The organism is Actinomadura luzonensis (assembly GCF_022664455.2).
Classification (GTDB): Bacteria; Actinomycetota; Actinomycetes; order Streptosporangiales; family Streptosporangiaceae; genus Nonomuraea; species Nonomuraea luzonensis.
On sequence record NZ_JAKRKC020000001.1, the window covers coordinates 4,613,587 to 4,627,828 of the forward strand.

14 protein-coding genes are annotated in these 14,242 nt (G+C 73.6%); 6 read left to right on the plus strand and 8 right to left on the minus strand.

The window, feature by feature from the left end:
* Nucleotides 1-68: 68 nt before the first annotated feature.
* Both MF672_RS22070 and MF672_RS22075 read left to right on the plus strand, forming a co-directional pair.
* Nucleotides 69-1,562 carry a TldD/PmbA family protein gene (locus tag MF672_RS22070; RefSeq protein WP_242377977.1) on the plus strand — a complete coding sequence of 498 codons (1,494 nt, stop codon included), beginning with the start codon at nt 69-71 and terminating at the stop codon, nt 1,560-1,562.
* Nucleotides 1,559-2,935, plus strand: coding sequence for a metallopeptidase TldD-related protein (locus MF672_RS22075; protein ID WP_242377974.1), 1,377 nt, complete (start codon nt 1,559-1,561; stop codon nt 2,933-2,935). Before MF672_RS22070 ends, MF672_RS22075 begins: the two co-directional genes overlap by 4 nt.
* 73 nt (nt 2,936-3,008) lie before the next feature.
* On the opposite strand, the gene MF672_RS22080 is transcribed toward MF672_RS22075, so the two are convergent.
* Nucleotides 3,009-3,566: an arsenate reductase/protein-tyrosine-phosphatase family protein gene (locus tag MF672_RS22080; RefSeq protein WP_242377971.1), complete on the minus strand. Its 558-nt coding sequence runs from the start codon at nt 3,564-3,566 to the stop codon at nt 3,009-3,011.
* A gap of 367 nt (nt 3,567-3,933) precedes the next feature.
* Nucleotides 3,934-4,146, minus strand: coding sequence for a dodecin (locus MF672_RS22085; protein ID WP_242377969.1), 213 nt, complete (start codon nt 4,144-4,146; stop codon nt 3,934-3,936).
* Between the two features lie 99 nt (nt 4,147-4,245).
* Here MF672_RS22085 and MF672_RS22090 point away from each other — a divergent pair, with 99 nt between their 5' ends.
* Complete coding sequence (locus MF672_RS22090; RefSeq protein ID WP_242377967.1) at nt 4,246-4,560, plus strand: DUF3099 domain-containing protein; 315 nt, start codon at nt 4,246-4,248, stop codon at nt 4,558-4,560.
* Nucleotides 4,561-4,877: 317 nt separating this feature from the next.
* Here MF672_RS22090 and MF672_RS22095 read toward each other — a convergent pair whose 3' ends face one another.
* The 3 genes from MF672_RS22095 to MF672_RS22105 form a co-directional block, all read right to left on the minus strand.
* Complete coding sequence (locus tag MF672_RS22095; protein ID WP_242377964.1) at nt 4,878-5,729, minus strand: NTP transferase domain-containing protein; 852 nt, start codon at nt 5,727-5,729, stop codon at nt 4,878-4,880.
* 13 nt (nt 5,730-5,742) lie between these two features.
* On the minus strand, nt 5,743-6,732 hold the full coding sequence (gene moaA / locus MF672_RS22100) for a GTP 3',8-cyclase MoaA (RefSeq protein WP_242377962.1): 990 nt from the start codon (nt 6,730-6,732) through the stop codon (nt 5,743-5,745).
* A 126-nt stretch (nt 6,733-6,858) separates the two neighbouring features.
* The gene (locus MF672_RS22105; protein ID WP_242377960.1) at nt 6,859-7,224 is read right to left on the minus strand and encodes a winged helix-turn-helix transcriptional regulator; all 366 of its coding nucleotides are present in this window, start codon (nt 7,222-7,224) and stop codon (nt 6,859-6,861) included.
* Between the two features lie 114 nt (nt 7,225-7,338).
* Here MF672_RS22105 and MF672_RS22110 point away from each other — a divergent pair, with 114 nt between their 5' ends.
* The gene (locus tag MF672_RS22110; protein WP_242377957.1) at nt 7,339-7,992 is read left to right on the plus strand and encodes an NAD(P)-dependent oxidoreductase; all 654 of its coding nucleotides are present in this window, start codon (nt 7,339-7,341) and stop codon (nt 7,990-7,992) included.
* An 85-nt stretch (nt 7,993-8,077) separates the two neighbouring features.
* Here MF672_RS22110 and MF672_RS22115 read toward each other — a convergent pair whose 3' ends face one another.
* The 3 genes from MF672_RS22115 to MF672_RS22125 form a co-directional block, all read right to left on the minus strand.
* On the minus strand, nt 8,078-8,566 hold the full coding sequence (locus MF672_RS22115) for a hypothetical protein (protein WP_242377955.1): 489 nt from the start codon (nt 8,564-8,566) through the stop codon (nt 8,078-8,080).
* A gap of 114 nt (nt 8,567-8,680) precedes the next feature.
* Complete coding sequence (locus MF672_RS22120) at nt 8,681-10,024, minus strand: hypothetical protein (RefSeq protein WP_242377953.1); 1,344 nt, start codon at nt 10,022-10,024, stop codon at nt 8,681-8,683.
* Nucleotides 10,025-10,104: 80 nt separating this feature from the next.
* Nucleotides 10,105-11,976 carry an AMP-dependent synthetase/ligase gene (locus tag MF672_RS22125; RefSeq protein ID WP_242377951.1) on the minus strand — a complete coding sequence of 624 codons (1,872 nt, stop codon included), beginning with the start codon at nt 11,974-11,976 and terminating at the stop codon, nt 10,105-10,107.
* Nucleotides 11,977-12,124: 148 nt separating this feature from the next.
* Here MF672_RS22125 and MF672_RS22130 point away from each other — a divergent pair, with 148 nt between their 5' ends.
* A complete protein-coding gene (locus MF672_RS22130; protein ID WP_242377948.1) occupies nt 12,125-13,618 on the plus strand; it encodes a peptide MFS transporter in 1,494 nt (497 codons plus the stop codon).
* 10 nt (nt 13,619-13,628) lie between these two features.
* Nucleotides 13,629-14,237 carry a trimeric intracellular cation channel family protein gene (locus MF672_RS22135; RefSeq protein WP_242377946.1) on the plus strand — a complete coding sequence of 203 codons (609 nt, stop codon included), beginning with the start codon at nt 13,629-13,631 and terminating at the stop codon, nt 14,235-14,237.
* Nucleotides 14,238-14,242: the final 5 nt, after the last annotated feature.

A 14,242-nucleotide genomic window follows, 5' to 3' on the forward strand; every position in this document is an offset into this window, starting at 1 on the left:
CGCTATCCCCTACCCGCGGGTATCCGCTTGTCCGGGTGACACAAGATCACGGGGTTAGGATCGTGGACATGCGCCAGATCGATGCCGATTTCCTGGAGCTGCCGCTGCGGCAGCTCGCGGACGCCGCCCTGCAACGCGCTCGCGACCTCGGCGCCGAGCACGCCGACTTCCGCCTCGAGCGCGTCCGCTCCGAGTCGCTCAGCCTGTACGACGCCCGACTTGAGGGCGCCATGGACGCCGACGACCTCGGCTACGCGGTGCGCGTGGTCAAGGGCGGCACGTGGGGGTTCGCCGCCGGCATCCACCTCACGCCCGAGGCGGCCGCTGCCGTGGCCGAGCAGGCCGTGCGGGTCGCGGAGGTGTCCGCGCCGATCAACAGGGAGCCGATCGAGCTCGCGCCCGAGCCGGTGCACGCCGACGCGGTGTGGGTGTCGGCGTACGAGGTCGACCCGTTCGAGGTGCCCCCGGCCGACAAGGTCGCGCTGCTCGGCGAGTGGTCGGCGGGCCTGCTCAAGGGCGCCGACCACGTGTCGGCGCGGCTGCTGCAGGTCAAGGAGCAGAAGTTCTACGCCGACACCGCCGGCACGGTCACCACCCAGCAGCGGGTGCGGGTGCATCCCAGGCTCAACGCCATGAAGGCGGCCGGCGGCGGCTTCGACGACATGTCCACGATCGCGCCGCCCGCCGGGCGCGGCTACGAATACCTCACCGGCACCGGCTGGGACTGGCAGGGCGAGCTGGCCAGGCTGCCCGAGCTGCTGGCCGAGAAGCTGGCGGCCCCGTCGGTCGAGGCCGGCGACTACGACCTGGTGATCGACCCGTCCAACCTGTGGCTGACCATCCACGAGTCGATCGGCCACGCCACCGAGCTCGACCGCGCGCTCGGCTACGAGGCGGCCTACGCGGGCACCAGCTTCGCCACCTTCGACCAGCTCAACGAGCTGGTCTACGGCTCGCCGCTGATGAACGTCACCGGCGACCGCACCGTCACCCACGGCCTGGCCACCGTCGGCTACGACGACGAGGGCGTGCAGGGGCAGAGCTTCGACATCGTCAAGGACGGCGTCCTGGTCGGCTACCAGCTCGACCGGCGGATGGCGCTGATGAAGGGGTTCGGGCGCTCCAACGGCTGCGCCTTCGCCGACTCGCCCGGGCACCCGCCGATCCAGCGCATGGCCAACGTCTCGCTGCAGCCCGCGCCCGGCGGGCCGGCCACCGACGAGCTGATCGCCGGGGTCGAGCGGGGCATCTACATCGTCGGCGACAAGAGCTGGTCGATCGACATGCAGCGCTACAACTTCCAGTTCACCGGGCAGCGGGCGTACCGGATCTCGCACGGCAGGCTGGCCGGGCAGGTCAAGGACTTCGCCTACCAGGCGACCACCACGGACTTCTGGCAGTCGATGGAGGCGGTCGGCGGGCCGGGCACGTACGTGCTGGGCGGCGCGTTCAACTGCGGCAAGGGCCAGCCTGGGCAGGTCGCCCCGGTCAGCCATGGATGTCCGGCCGCGCTGTTCAGGGGCGTGCGGATCCTCAACACCGTGCAGGAGGGCGGCAAGTGACACCCCAGGAGATGGTGGACCGGGCTCTCGGCCTGTCCGCGAACGACGGCTGCGTGGTGCTCGTGGACGAGGGCTCCACGGCCAACCTGCGCTTCGCCGGCAACACGCTCACCACCAACGGCGTGGCGCGCTCGTCCCGGCTGACCGTGATCTCGATCGCGGGCGACCGGGTGGGCGTCGTGTCGCGGGCGGCCGTGCGCGACGACCAGCTCGCCGACGTCGTGGCGGCCGCGGACGCGGCGGCCCGCGAGGCGCAGCCGGCCGAGGACGCGCGCCCCCTCGTCGAGGGCGGGCCGGCCGCGCCCGGCTGGGACGACGACGTGCGGCCGACCGACATCGGGGTGTTCGAGGGGTTCGCCCCGGCGCTCGGCGAGGCGTTCGCGGCGGCGGAGGCGGGCGGCCGCAAGCTGTACGGCTTCGCCGAGCACCGGCTGACCTCGACGTTCCTCGGCACGTCGGCGGGCGTGCGGCTGCGGCACGACCAGCCGACCGGCCGGCTCGAGCTCAACGCCAAGTCGGGCGACCTGAAGCGGTCGGCCTGGACCGGCGTGTCCACCCAGGACTTCACCGACGTCGACGTGGCCGCGCTCGGCTCGTCGCTGGCGCAGCGGCTGGAGTGGGCCAAGAACCGCGTCGACCTGCCCGCCGGCCGCTACGAGACGCTGCTGCCGCCGAGCGCCGTGGCCGACCTGATGATCTACCTGTTCTGGTCGTCGGGGGCGCGCGACGCGCTGGACGGGCGGTCGGTGTTCGCCAAGCCGGGCGGGGGCACGCGGGTGGGCGAGCAGCTCGCCACGCTGCCGGTCACGCTGTCGAGCGACCCGGGGGCGGCCGGCATCGGGTGCGCGCCGTTCGTGACGGCGCACGCCTCCAGCAGGGAGAGCTCCGTCTTCGACAACGGGCTGCCGCTCGGGCCGACCGACTGGATCAGGGACGGGCGGCTGGAGGCCCTGCAGCAGACCCGCTACTCGGCCGAGCTGAGCGGGCTGCCGGTGACGCCCGCCATCGACAACCTCATCATGCGCGGCCCCGGCGACGAGGGCGCGCCGTCGCTGGAGGAGATGATCGCCGGCACCCGGCGGGGGCTGCTGCTCACCTGCCTGTGGTACATCCGCGAGGTCGACCCGCAGACGCTGCTCGTCACCGGGCTCACCCGCGACGGGGTCTACCTGGTCGAGCACGGGGAGGTCGTGGGCGAGGTCAACAACTTCCGCTTCAACGAGAGCCCGGTGGACCTGCTGGGGCGGCTCACGGAGGTGGGCCGGGCGGAGCGGACGCTGCCGCGCGAGTGGAACGACTACTTCCAGCGGACGGTCATGCCGGCGGTGCGGGTGCCGGACTTCAACATGTCGACGGTGAGCCAGGCCAGCTGACCGGCCGGCACGCCCGCCCCCCGGCCCGGCCGCTCGGCCCGTCCCCTCGGCCCGGACCGGGGGGAGCCGGGGGTCAGCGGGGGCCGAGGAGGGCGGCCAGGGCCTGGCTGAGGGATTCGCCCAGGCACTTGGCGCACTCCTCGTACCCCTCGGGCGGGCCGCCGTACGGATCCTCCACCTCCAGGGCGCGGCGCCAGTCGCGGCGCCCGGCGGCGGAGGCGACGACGGCGCGGGCCCGCCCGGAGGTGTCCGAACGGTGCCGGCGCCCGCCCGCGTCGGCGGCCAGCGCGGCGAACTCCGGCAGCGTGAACGCGCGCCGCTCCGCCTCCGGATCGAGCCGCACGGCCGCGGCGACGTGCCGCGCCTCCATGGCCAGCAGCAGGTCCGCCGACCGGACCAGGCCGCGGTCGAGCATCCGCGCCCGGTGCGCCCGCCCGTCGAGCCCGAGCCGGTCCAGCGCCGCCACCGCGTGCGGCGCCATGGGGTGGCCGACCAGGGCGGACACGCCCGCGCTGCCGAGGTCGGCGGGCAGCGCGGACGAGCGCAGCATGGCCCCGGCGATCACCTCCGCCATGGCGGAACGGCAGATGTTGGCCGTGCACACGAGCAGGATGCGGAACTCGTCGCTCACGCCGCCAATCTAATCCCCGCCACCGCCCCGCCGCCGCGGCCGCCCTGCCGCCGCCCCCGCCCTGGCGTCGCGGCTGTCCGGACGCTCGCGCCTCGCGGCTTCCAGCGGCACGCCCACGCGGCCCGGCCGGGCACGTGGAGCTTCCACGCCGGGCCCGGGACGTCAGAACCCGGCCCGGAACCACGGGACCCGGCGACAGGACCAACCACCTGGCCGCAAGGACCGCAGCCCAGCCCCGGGCCACGCGACCCGTTACGGAGGACGGGTCCGGACGGCCAGGAGGTCGTCCGGGGCCGGGGCCGGATCGGTCCGGCGCGGGCGGGGCCGGGACGGGCGGCGTGGGCCGTGGAAGGGCCTGTGCGGGCCGTCAGGCGTCCTCCAGGCGGAAACCGACCTTCATCCCCACCTGGAAGTGGGCGACCTCCCCGCCGTCGATGTGGCCGCGGATCTCGGTCACCTCGAACCAGTCGAGGTGCCGCAGCGTCTCCGAGGCGCGCTTGATGCCGTTGCGGATGGCCTGGTCGACGCTCTCCCCCGAGGTCCCGACGATCTCGGTCACCCGGTACGTTCGATCCGACATCTCCATCTCCTCCTTACTCGAAGGCCATGATCGCATGACCCCTCCCGCCGTCCGGGACCGCCGTCGCGGGCACCTCCTGCGAGGTCTACCGTGGAAGGTATGAAGCGGTGGCGCAGGAAGCCGGACGTCCACCAGGTCACGGACGCCAAGCCGTCGTTGTCGTCCGACATCCGCAGGCGCGAGGTCAGCTACCTCATCAAGATGGGCATCCGCACGCTGTGCCTGATCCTGGCGGTCGTGGTGCCGGTGCCGATGCCGTTCCGGCTGCTGTTCGTGGCGGGCGCGGTGTTTTTGCCATACATAGCGGTAATCGGGGCCAATGAGAGGGGCGAGGAGGCCCCGCCTCCTACCTTTCAGAGCCCTGAGGCTAACCAAAGCGAGATACCGCTGCACCGACGCGAGATCGGGTCGTGACTAAGTCTTGACGCATCCCATGGGTTGTAGGTGTACGCTTTAGCCAAGCGCTCCGGTCCCCCGTCGGAGTGCTGGTGCCGGCGTTCCGGGCCCCCGTCGGAACGCCGATGAAGCGACGCCGGGTGGTTTGCCCCCGTAACCACCCGGCGTCGCCCTTTTCCTGGAGAAACCTCCGCTTGCGGACGATCTAGCGCGGCGGCGCCGGGGCGATTCGGATAGGACTGCTTTCCCGAAATCGTTTTCACTCCCTCCCGCCCCGTTATTCACAGGAAATCTTCAGGCGGGAGCGAGCTTGACTTCAAGAGTTCGTTCGAGTGTCAGCCCTCTGTCAGCGTCCCGGTGGCCGCGGCCGGCCAGTTCTTCGCCAATGTGGTCAGTCTGGCGACGGCGTCCTCGGGCGCGGTGCCCGCTCCCTGGGCGAGCCCCAGCAGGTACGCCGTCAGCGGCGCGGCGGGCCGCGCCACGCCGTGGGCGACCTCCTTGGTGAGGTCGAGGATCTGGTCGCGGTCCACCGTGGCCGGGTCGATGCCCAGCTCCTTGCAGGCCAGGGCGGTCCATTCGTTGAGCACGTGCATGTGCGCCTCCTCCAGGTCGGTGATCGTGTCGCAGTCGAACCAGGGGCGGCCGGGCGGCGTGAGGCGCGCGCCGGCCAGGGGGGCCAGCAGGCCCCGCAGCGAGCGGCCGGTGTAGGCGGCGAGCGCGCCGCGCAACCCGGCCGCCGGCCAGACGCCGGCCAGCCACTGCTCGCGTCCGCCGTCGTCCAGCATGACCGCGCCCCTGCCTGGGGGCGCGACGTCGAGGAGGGCGTGTATGTGCGCCCGGCCGAGGAAGGGCAGGTCGCCGGCGAGCAGGGCCACCCAGGGGGCGGTGACCTGCGCCAGGCCGGCGGCGAGCGCGGGGACGGGGCCGCCGCCCGGCGGGTGCTCGCGGGCGAAGCGCACGCCGGGGATGGGGCGTTCGGGGCCGACCACGATGGTGCGGCGGGCCTCGCGGACGGCGGCGACGACGTTCTCGACGAGGGTGCGGCCGCCGACGGTGAGGCCGGGCTTGTCCTGTCCGCCGAGCCGCCTGGCCTCTCCCCCGGCGAGGATCACCGCGTCGAAGGCCCGGGGCGGGCGCGGGTCGGGGCGCGGGTCGGGGCGGGGGTCCGGGCGGCGGGCGGCGGGCATCGCGGGGCGCCGGTCAGCCGCCGATGGCGGACATCGGCCGGGAGGGCTGCAGGAAGGACGGGTCGTCGATGCCGTGCCCGGCGCGTTTGCGGGCGACCGCCGCCTGCCAGCGGGCGGCCAGCTCGTCGTCGGTGGCCCCCGCGCGCATCGCGGTCTTGAGGTCGGACTCCTCGGTGGCGAACAGGCAGTTGCGGATCTGCCCGTCGGCGGTGAGCCGGACGCGGTCGCAGGCGCCGCAGAACGGCCGGGTGACCGAGCCGATGACGCCGACCCGCGCCGGGCCCCCGTTGACCAGGAACCGCTCGGCGGGCGCGCTGCCGCGGTCCTCGGGGTCGTCGGGCGTCAGGTCGAACGCCTCCGACAGCAGGCCCAGGATCTCGTCGGCGGTGACCATGGCCTCGCGGCTCCAGCCGTGCTGGGCGTCGAGCGGCATCTGCTCGATGAAGCGCAGCTCGTAGCCGTGCTCCAGGCACCAGCGCAGCAGCGGCACGGCCTCGTGCTCGTTGACGCCGCGCATGAGCACCGTGTTGATCTTGACGGGGCGGAGGCCGGCGCGGTCGGCGGCGGCGAGGCCGGCGACGACGTCGGCGTGCCGGTCGCGGTGGGCCAGGCGCTTGAACACGTCCGGGTCGAGGGTGTCGAGCGAGACGTTGACGCGGTCGAGCCCGGCGGCGGCCAGGGGCCCGGCCAGGCGGGCCAGCCCGATGCCGTTGGTGGTCAGCGAGATCTGCGGGCGCGGCTCCAGGGCGGCGGTGCGGGCCACGATGTCGGCCAGCTCGCGCCGCAGCAGCGGCTCGCCGCCGGTGTAGCGGACCTCGGTGACGCCGAGGCGCTCGACGCCGATGGCGACCAGGCGGACGATCTCGTCCGCGGTGAGGAGCTGCGCGTTCGGCAGCCAGTCGAGGCCCTCAGGCGGCATGCAGTACGTGCACCGCAGGTTGCACTTGTCCGTGAGGGACACCCGAAGATCCGTCGCCACCCGTCCGAACGAGTCTCGCAACACGGGACGTCACCTCCAGTTCGTTCGCCAGAGGGCCAGCCTACGACGCCGTTCCGGCCACCCTCAAAACCCACCCGTCACCGCACGACAACACCCCGGGCCGGAGATCGATTCCGCCGGGGGCGCGGGTCAGGAGGCGGCGTGCCAGGCGTCGCGGGCCCGCAGCAGGTCGCGCAGGTGGCGGCGGGACCATTCGCAGCCGGCGTTCATCGGCGTGAGGAGGCTGCGGCCGAGGTCGGTCAGCTCGTACTCGACGCGCGGCGGGATCTCGTCGTAGGCGGTGCGGGTCAGCAGGCCGTCACGCTCCATCGCGCGCAGCGACTCGGTGAGCACCTTCGGGGTGATGCCGAGCAGCGGCACCTGCAGCTCGGTGAAGCGGCGCGGCCCGGCCTCCAGACAGCGGGTGATCTTCGCGGTCCACTTGTCGCCGATGCGGATGGGGGCGGCGACGGGCGGGCAACCGGCGAACATGTCCGGATCGAGCGGCTCAGCCATGCGGTCATCGTAGGTCGCTATCGTTGCGGAAAGCGACCCGCCGCCCTCTACCGTCGGCGTGCGCGGCCCGGCGACCGGCCGGCCGCGGCGACACGAGGACGGAGTTGACGGGCGATGAGCGCAATCGTGGTGTTCGGGGCCGGCGGGCGGGCGGGGCGGCGGGTGGTCGCCGAGGCCGCCGGGCGGGGGCACGAGGTGACGGCCGTGGTGCGCGACCCCGGCAGGCACGAGGGGCCGGCGGGCGGGCGCGTCCGGGTGGTCGCGGGCGACGTGACCGACGCGGCGAGCGTGGCGCGCGTCGCGGCCGGGCACGACGTGGCCGTCCAGACGGCGACGCGGCTGGACGTGCCGGCGCGGGAGTTCCATGAGGCGGCGGCCCGCGCCCTGGTGGACGGGCTGGGCGAGGCCGGGGTGCGGCGGCTGGTGGCGGTCGGCATCGGCACCCTGCTGGAGGTGGCGCCCGGCGTCCGGGTCGTCGACACGCCGGACTTCCCCGCGGACGGGCGGGCGTTCTCGCTGGGGCACGCGGCGGAGCTGGCCGTGTACGGGGAGTCGGAGCTGGACTGGGTGGTGCTCGCGCCGCCGCCGGTGTTCCTGGACGAGCAGGCGGAGCGGACCGGGCGCTACCGGATCGGCGACGAGCGGCTGCCGGAGGCGGCCGGGGGCGAGGCGGCGTTCTCGTTCGCGGACCTGGCGGTGGCGATCGTGGACGAGGCGGAGGCGGGGCGCGGCGGGCTCCACCGGGGGCACGTGTCGGTGTCCTACTGAGCGGCCCTTCCGGGAAGGGAAGACGCCCGGCCGCGTGGGCGGCCGGGCGTCCGGTGGTGCTGCTCCGCGCGTCGGCGGGGGCGGATCAGTGGTGGCGGCGGCCGATCACCTTGACGTAGTCGGCGCCCTCCGAGGGCTCCAGGTACCGGGCGCCCTCGAAGACGGCGCGCCAGGTGCCCGACGTGCGGGCCGGGACCCGGGTGTGGAAGTAGCCGTCGCGGCCGGTCCTGACCGAGTCGACGTACTCCCACTTGCCGGTGCCGTCCGGACGGAAGAGGATCACGATCCGCTTCCAGGCCAGGCGGTGCCAGCGCTCCTGCTTGCTGCAGGCGTCGGAGTGGATCACCTGCACGAACCCGCTGATGTAGTCCTCCTCGCACTCGACCGACAGCTTGCCGTCGAGGTCGATCGGCCTGCCGCGCCAGGCCGGCTCGGGGTTGGCGTCGAGCGTCAGGCTGGTGTTGCCGCCGACGAAGTCCGGGTCCGGCTCGTCCGCGAACGCGGGCGAGGCCGCCGTCGCCAGCACCGAGGCGCCCAGGGCGGCCGCGGCCAGACCGGCTGCGATTCGTCGCATCTTCATTCTTCCTTCCCCGTCTCGTACGCGCCCCAGACAGGGCACGTCAACCATTGACGCGCAAAGGTCAAGCAAAGTTGCGGCAAAGTGGATCACGGTTTGGCAACAGGCGGCCTATTGGGCGATTTGTCGGGATTTTGTGGCGTCGGAGGCGTAGTGACCCGTTCCGGGGTAGCGGACGCGCCAGTAGCCCTTCGTCCGGCCCGTGATCGTGCTCACGTACGCGCCCGCGGCGTCCGTGACGGCCTCGCCGACCGGCTCCCAGGCGGCGCTCTCGTCCGGGCGCCACAGGATCTCCAGGCGCTGCCTGCCGAACGGGCCGTAGTCGGTCAGGCCGCGCGGGTCCACCCGCGTCAGCGTGCCCCGCACCCGTACGCCGTCGCCGGACTTGGCCTGGTCGGTGTGGACCGGCGAGAGCCGGGTGGCGCGGCGGAACTGGAAGGCGGCGTACTCGGTCACCGTCCGGCCGTCCCTGCCGCGGGCGGTGGCGGTGACCGTCCAGGTGCCGGTCGGGTAGTAGCGGCTGAGCTTCTTGTCGGGCAGGAAGCGCCAGGTCTCCCAGCCGCCGGACGTCCCCGCCTCCGGGCGGGGCGTGGACGGGGCCGCGCGGCGCCAGGCCAGGCGCTGAGGGAGGGCCGGGCGCTCGCCGGCCTGCGGGGTGGCGGACACGTTCGCGGACGCGCCGGCGGTGGCGGGCTGGACGGCGGGCGCGTACGCGCTCGGCGGACCCGCCGGTGCGGCACCATCCGGTGAGAAGGCGCCCGGTGAGGAGGCGCCGGGTGCGGCCGGGCCGGTGCCAGGGCCGGTCGTGCCGGGCGGCTGTTGCCCGGGGATGTAGCCGGACGGCGGCTGCTCGGACGGTGGCTGCTCGGGCGTCCGGACGGGCGGCGGCTGGTCCGGGGTGCGGGCGGACGGCGGCTCCTGCGGGTTGCGGGCGGCCGGCGGCTCCTCAGGGGCGCGGACCGCGGGAGGCTCCTCGGGCGTCCGGACGGACGGCGGTTCGGCGGGGCTGCGGACGGACGGCGGCTGGTCGGGAGTGCGGGAAGACGGCGGCTGGTCCGGGGTTCGGGGGGACGGCGGCCGGACGGGGGTGCGGATGACCGGCGGGCGGCCGGGCGTGCGGGCGATCGGCGGTTCGGCGGGCAGCGGCGGCTTGGACGCGAGGAGCGGGCCGGGCGGCGGCCCGGGCTCCACCTTGACGGTGACGCCGTTCTTCCCCCGCGCCCCCTTGGCGACCACGTCGATCACCAGGCGGACCGAGCCGTGCGCCCCGACGACGGGCTCGGCGGGACGCACGGTGATGGCCCGGATGGCGGGCTCGGCCCCGTACGCGGGCGCGACGGCCCGGGTCGGAACGCGGTGGAAAACGCTGTGGGCGGGCGCGACGGCGGCGGACGCGGGCGCGGGAGCCGCGAGCGTCCCCGCCGCGAGCGAGGCGAGTAGCAGTCCTCTGGTCATGATCGAGACGGTAGGAACCGCCCGGTAATGGCCAAACCCTCGACACACGCCCCGGTTGGCAAAGTCCGGGAAAGGCGGGATCAGCCGGAGTAGAGCCCTTCGAGGATGTCGGCGTACTTCGCGTGGATGATCCGCCTCTTGAGCTTGAGGCTCGGCGTCAGCTCCTCGGTCTCGGCGGTCCACTCGGCGCCGAGCAGCGCCCACCGCTTGACCTGCTGCACCCGGGCCAGCTTGGTGTTGGCGACCTCGACGGCGGCCGCCACCTCCTTCAGCACCTCGGGGTGCTCGGCCAGCTCGGCGAGCGAGCCGTAGGCGATGCCGCGCGCCTGCGCCCAGCCGGGCGCGACCTCGGCGTCGAGGGTGAGCACGGCCACCGGGTAGGGCCGGTTGTCGCCGTAGGCGAGCGCCTGGCCGATGAGCGGGTGCTGCTTGAGGTGGTTCTCGATCTCGGCCGGGGAGATGTTCTCGCCGCCGGCGGTGATGATGAGCTCCTTCTTGCGGTCGACGACGCGGTAGAAGCCGTCGTCGTCGACGGTGCCGATGTCGCCGGTGTGCAGCCAGCCGTCGGCGTCGATGAGGTCGGCGGTGGCGTCGGGGCGGCCGAGGTAGCCGCGGGTGTTGAGCGGGCTGCGGGTGAGCAGCTCGCCGTCCTCGGCGACGCGCACCTCGACGCCCGGCTCGGCCCTGCCGACCGTGCCGAGGCGGTAGCAGGCGGGGCTGTTGCCGGTGAACGCGCCGGTCGTCTCGGTCATGCCGTACACGTCGATGACCTTGAGGCCGAGGCCGGCGTAGAAGTTCTGCACCTCGGGCGGCAGGGGGGCGGCGCCGGTGGCGGTCCACTCGGCGCGGTCGAAGCCGATCATGCCGCGGATGACCCCCAGGAGGGCGGCGTCGGCCTTGTCGTAGGCGGCCCGCACCTCGGGGGTGAGGGTGTGGCCGTACTGCCCGGCCTCGACGTAGGCGCGGCCGGCCGCCATGGCCTCGCGCACCGCGGCCTGCTGCTCCTCCGGCTGGGTGGCGAGCACGGCGAGCAGCCGGGCCATCATCTTCTCCCACACGCGCGGCACGCCGAAGAACATCATCGGCCGGACCTGGCCGAGCGTGGCGCCGAGGTTGGCGAGGTCGGTGCAGAAGTACACGTGCGAGGCCTTGACCAGCGGCAGGTAGAGGCTGAGGATGCGCTCGGCGATGTGGGCGTAGGTCAGGTAGGAGATCTGGGTGCCGAGCTGCGGCAGCGCGGTGAGCCGGTCGGTGGCGGCGACCTCGTAGAAGACGTTGCCGTGGGTGAGCGGGACGCCCTTGGGCACGCCGGTGGTGCCGGAGGTGTAGAGGACGGTCACCACGTCGTCGGCGGTGACGGCCCGCCAGCGCTCCTCGATCGCGGCCGGGTCGGCGGCGAGCCGGGCGCGGCCGAGCTCCAGGAAGTCCGCCCACGCCAGGAACCGCTCGTCGCCGGCGGGCGCGCCCTCCAGCATGATGATCTTGCGGAGGCCGTCCAGGCGGCCGAGCACCGGCTCCCAGCGGGCCAGCTCGGCGGGGCCGCCGAGGACGGCGTACCGGGCGCCGACGTCGCCGGCCACGAACTCGATCTGCTCGGGCGCGAACGTCGCGTACACCGTGCAGCCCACTCCCCCGGCGTGCACGGCGCCGAGGTCGGCCAGCACGTGCTCGCTGCGGTTGACCATCATCAGCGCCACGGACTCGCCCCTGGCCAGGCCCAGCGCGGCGAAGGCGGCGGCGATCTCCAGGACCCGCCGGCGCGCCTCGGCGTAGGTGAGGGTGCGCCAGCCGCCGCCGGAGCCGGGGTCGCCGGAGCCGGAGCCGGGGTCGCCGGGGTCGGAGTATGCGGGGGCGTCGGGATGCCGTTCGGCCAGCTCGGCGAGCTGCCCGCAGACGGTGCGGCCGGCGATCTGCCGCTCGAGCTCGGCGCGGACTTCGAGGACCTCGGCCATGGCGGGCGCCTCCAGTCAGTATTCACTTGCATGAATGGCATGCATCGCACCACACGGGCCGGGTAGCGGCAAGACCTCGAGCGGAAAGAACGGCATCTCTCACGTAGAGTGATTGTCCGGATGCGGACCGCTACTAGGGAGCGTTGCGATGGCGGGCAACGGCAGGACCTTCTTCGGCCACCCCTGGGGCCTGGCGACGCTGTTCGGCACCGAGATGTGGGAGCGCTTCAGCTGGTACGGGCTGCGCGCGATCCTCTACACGTTCATGGCCGCCTCGCCCGCCCGCGCGGGCCTGGGCCTGCCGCCGGCGACGGCGCAGGCGGTCGTCGGCGTCTACGGGGCGCTGATCTACCTGGTGGCGCTGCCGGGCGGCTGGGTCGCCGACCGCGTTCTCGGGGCGCGCAGGTCGGTGTTCTGGGGCGGGTTCGTCATCATGCTGGGGCACATCAGCATGGCGATCCCGGTGACGACGCCGGCGTTCGTGTGGCTCGGGCTGCTGCTGATCATCGCGGGCACGGGCCTGCTCAAGCCGAACATCTCGGTCATGGTGGGGCGGCTCTACACCGAGGACGAGGACGGCCGCCGCGACGCCGGCTTCTCGCTGTTCTACCTCGGCATCAACCTGGGCGCGTTCTTCGCGCCGATCGTGGTCGGCTGGCTGGCGGCGGGCGACCGCTGGCACCTCGGCTTCAGCGCCGCCGCGGTCGGCATGGCGCTCGGCCTGGTCCAGTACGTGTGGGGCGGCCGCAACCTGCGCGGCGTCGGCGAGCGGCCGGGGCTGCGCCTGTCGCCCGCCGAGCGGCGCCGCTTCGGCCGGCTGACGGCGCTCGGCGTCGCGGTCGCGGCGGCCGCGCTCGGCGGGTGGGCGCTCAGCGGCACGCTGACGATCGACCGGCTGACGATCGCGGTCACCGTGGTCATCCTGCTGGTGCCGATCTGCTACTTCGCGTACATCATGCTGGGCAGCCACGAGCTGACCCAGGACGAGCGGGACCGGATGAAGGCCTACATCTGGCTGTTCGTGGCCGCGGCCGTGTTCTGGATGATCTACGACCTGGCGCCGAGCAAGCTGCTGGCCTTCGCCGCCGACGACACCGACCTGTCGCTGTTCGGGGTGCGCATCCAGGCGGCCACCACGCAGTCGTTCAACCCGCTGATGATCATGATCTTCGTGCCGGTGTTCGCGGCGCTCTGGGTCAGGCTGGGCACGCGGGTGAGCACGCCGCAGAAGTTCGCCTTCGCGCTGGTCATGGTGGGGCTGAGCTTCGTGGTCATGGCGGTGGCGGCGGGCCTGGCCGAGGCCGGGCGGGTGTCGGTGTGGTGGCTGGTGCTGGTGTACGCGATCCAGGTGTTCGGCGAGCTGTCGCTCAGCCCGGTCGGGTTGTCGGTGACGACGAAGCTGGCGCCGGAGGCGTTCAAGGCGCAGATGCTCGGCGTGTGGTTCATCGCGGTGTCGGTGGGCGACGCGGTCGGCGGGCAGACGGGGCGGCTCGGCGCGGTGCTGTCGGAGCCGGCGTACTACCTGGCGCTGGCGGCGATGGCGATCGTGGCCGGGGTGGCGCTGTTCATGTTCACGCGGCGGCTGCGGGTGCTGATGGCCGAGCACTACCACGCGGAGGCCCTTCCGTCGTCGATCCGGTAGACATTCCGACGTGTCACAAATCCTGGATCTTGTCGGAATTTTCGTCTTCGCCCTGTCCGGCGCGCTGATGGGCGTGCGCAAGCGGCTCGACGCGGTCGGCATGCTCGTGCTGGCCGGGATGACCGCGCTCGGCGGCGGCGTGCTCCGCGACCTCGTGCTCAACGTGCGGCCGATCGCCTTCCAGAGCCTCGGCTACGTGCTGGTGCCCGTGGCGGCCACGGTCATCGTCTTCTTCTGGCACCCGCACGTGGCCCGGGTGATGCCGGCGATCCTGGTGCTGGACGCGGCCGGGCTCGGCCTGTTCTGCGCGGTCGGCACCGAGAAGGCCCTGGAGTACGGGCTGAACCCGCTGCACGCGACGCTGCTCGGCGTGACCACGGCCGTCGGCGGCGGCATGCTGCGCGACGTCCTGGCCGGCGAGATCCCCACCCTGCTCTACGACCGTCAGCTCTACGCCGTGCCGGCCATGCTGGGGTCGGGGGCGATGGCGGCGCTGTCGGCGTGGGGGCTGCACGGCTGGCCGGCGACGCTCGCGGCGGCGGTGCTGGCCTTCGGGCTGCGCGTCACCGCCATGCGCCGCAACTGGCGCGCCCCGCTGGCCAGGGGCGTCAGCGAGTGAGCGGC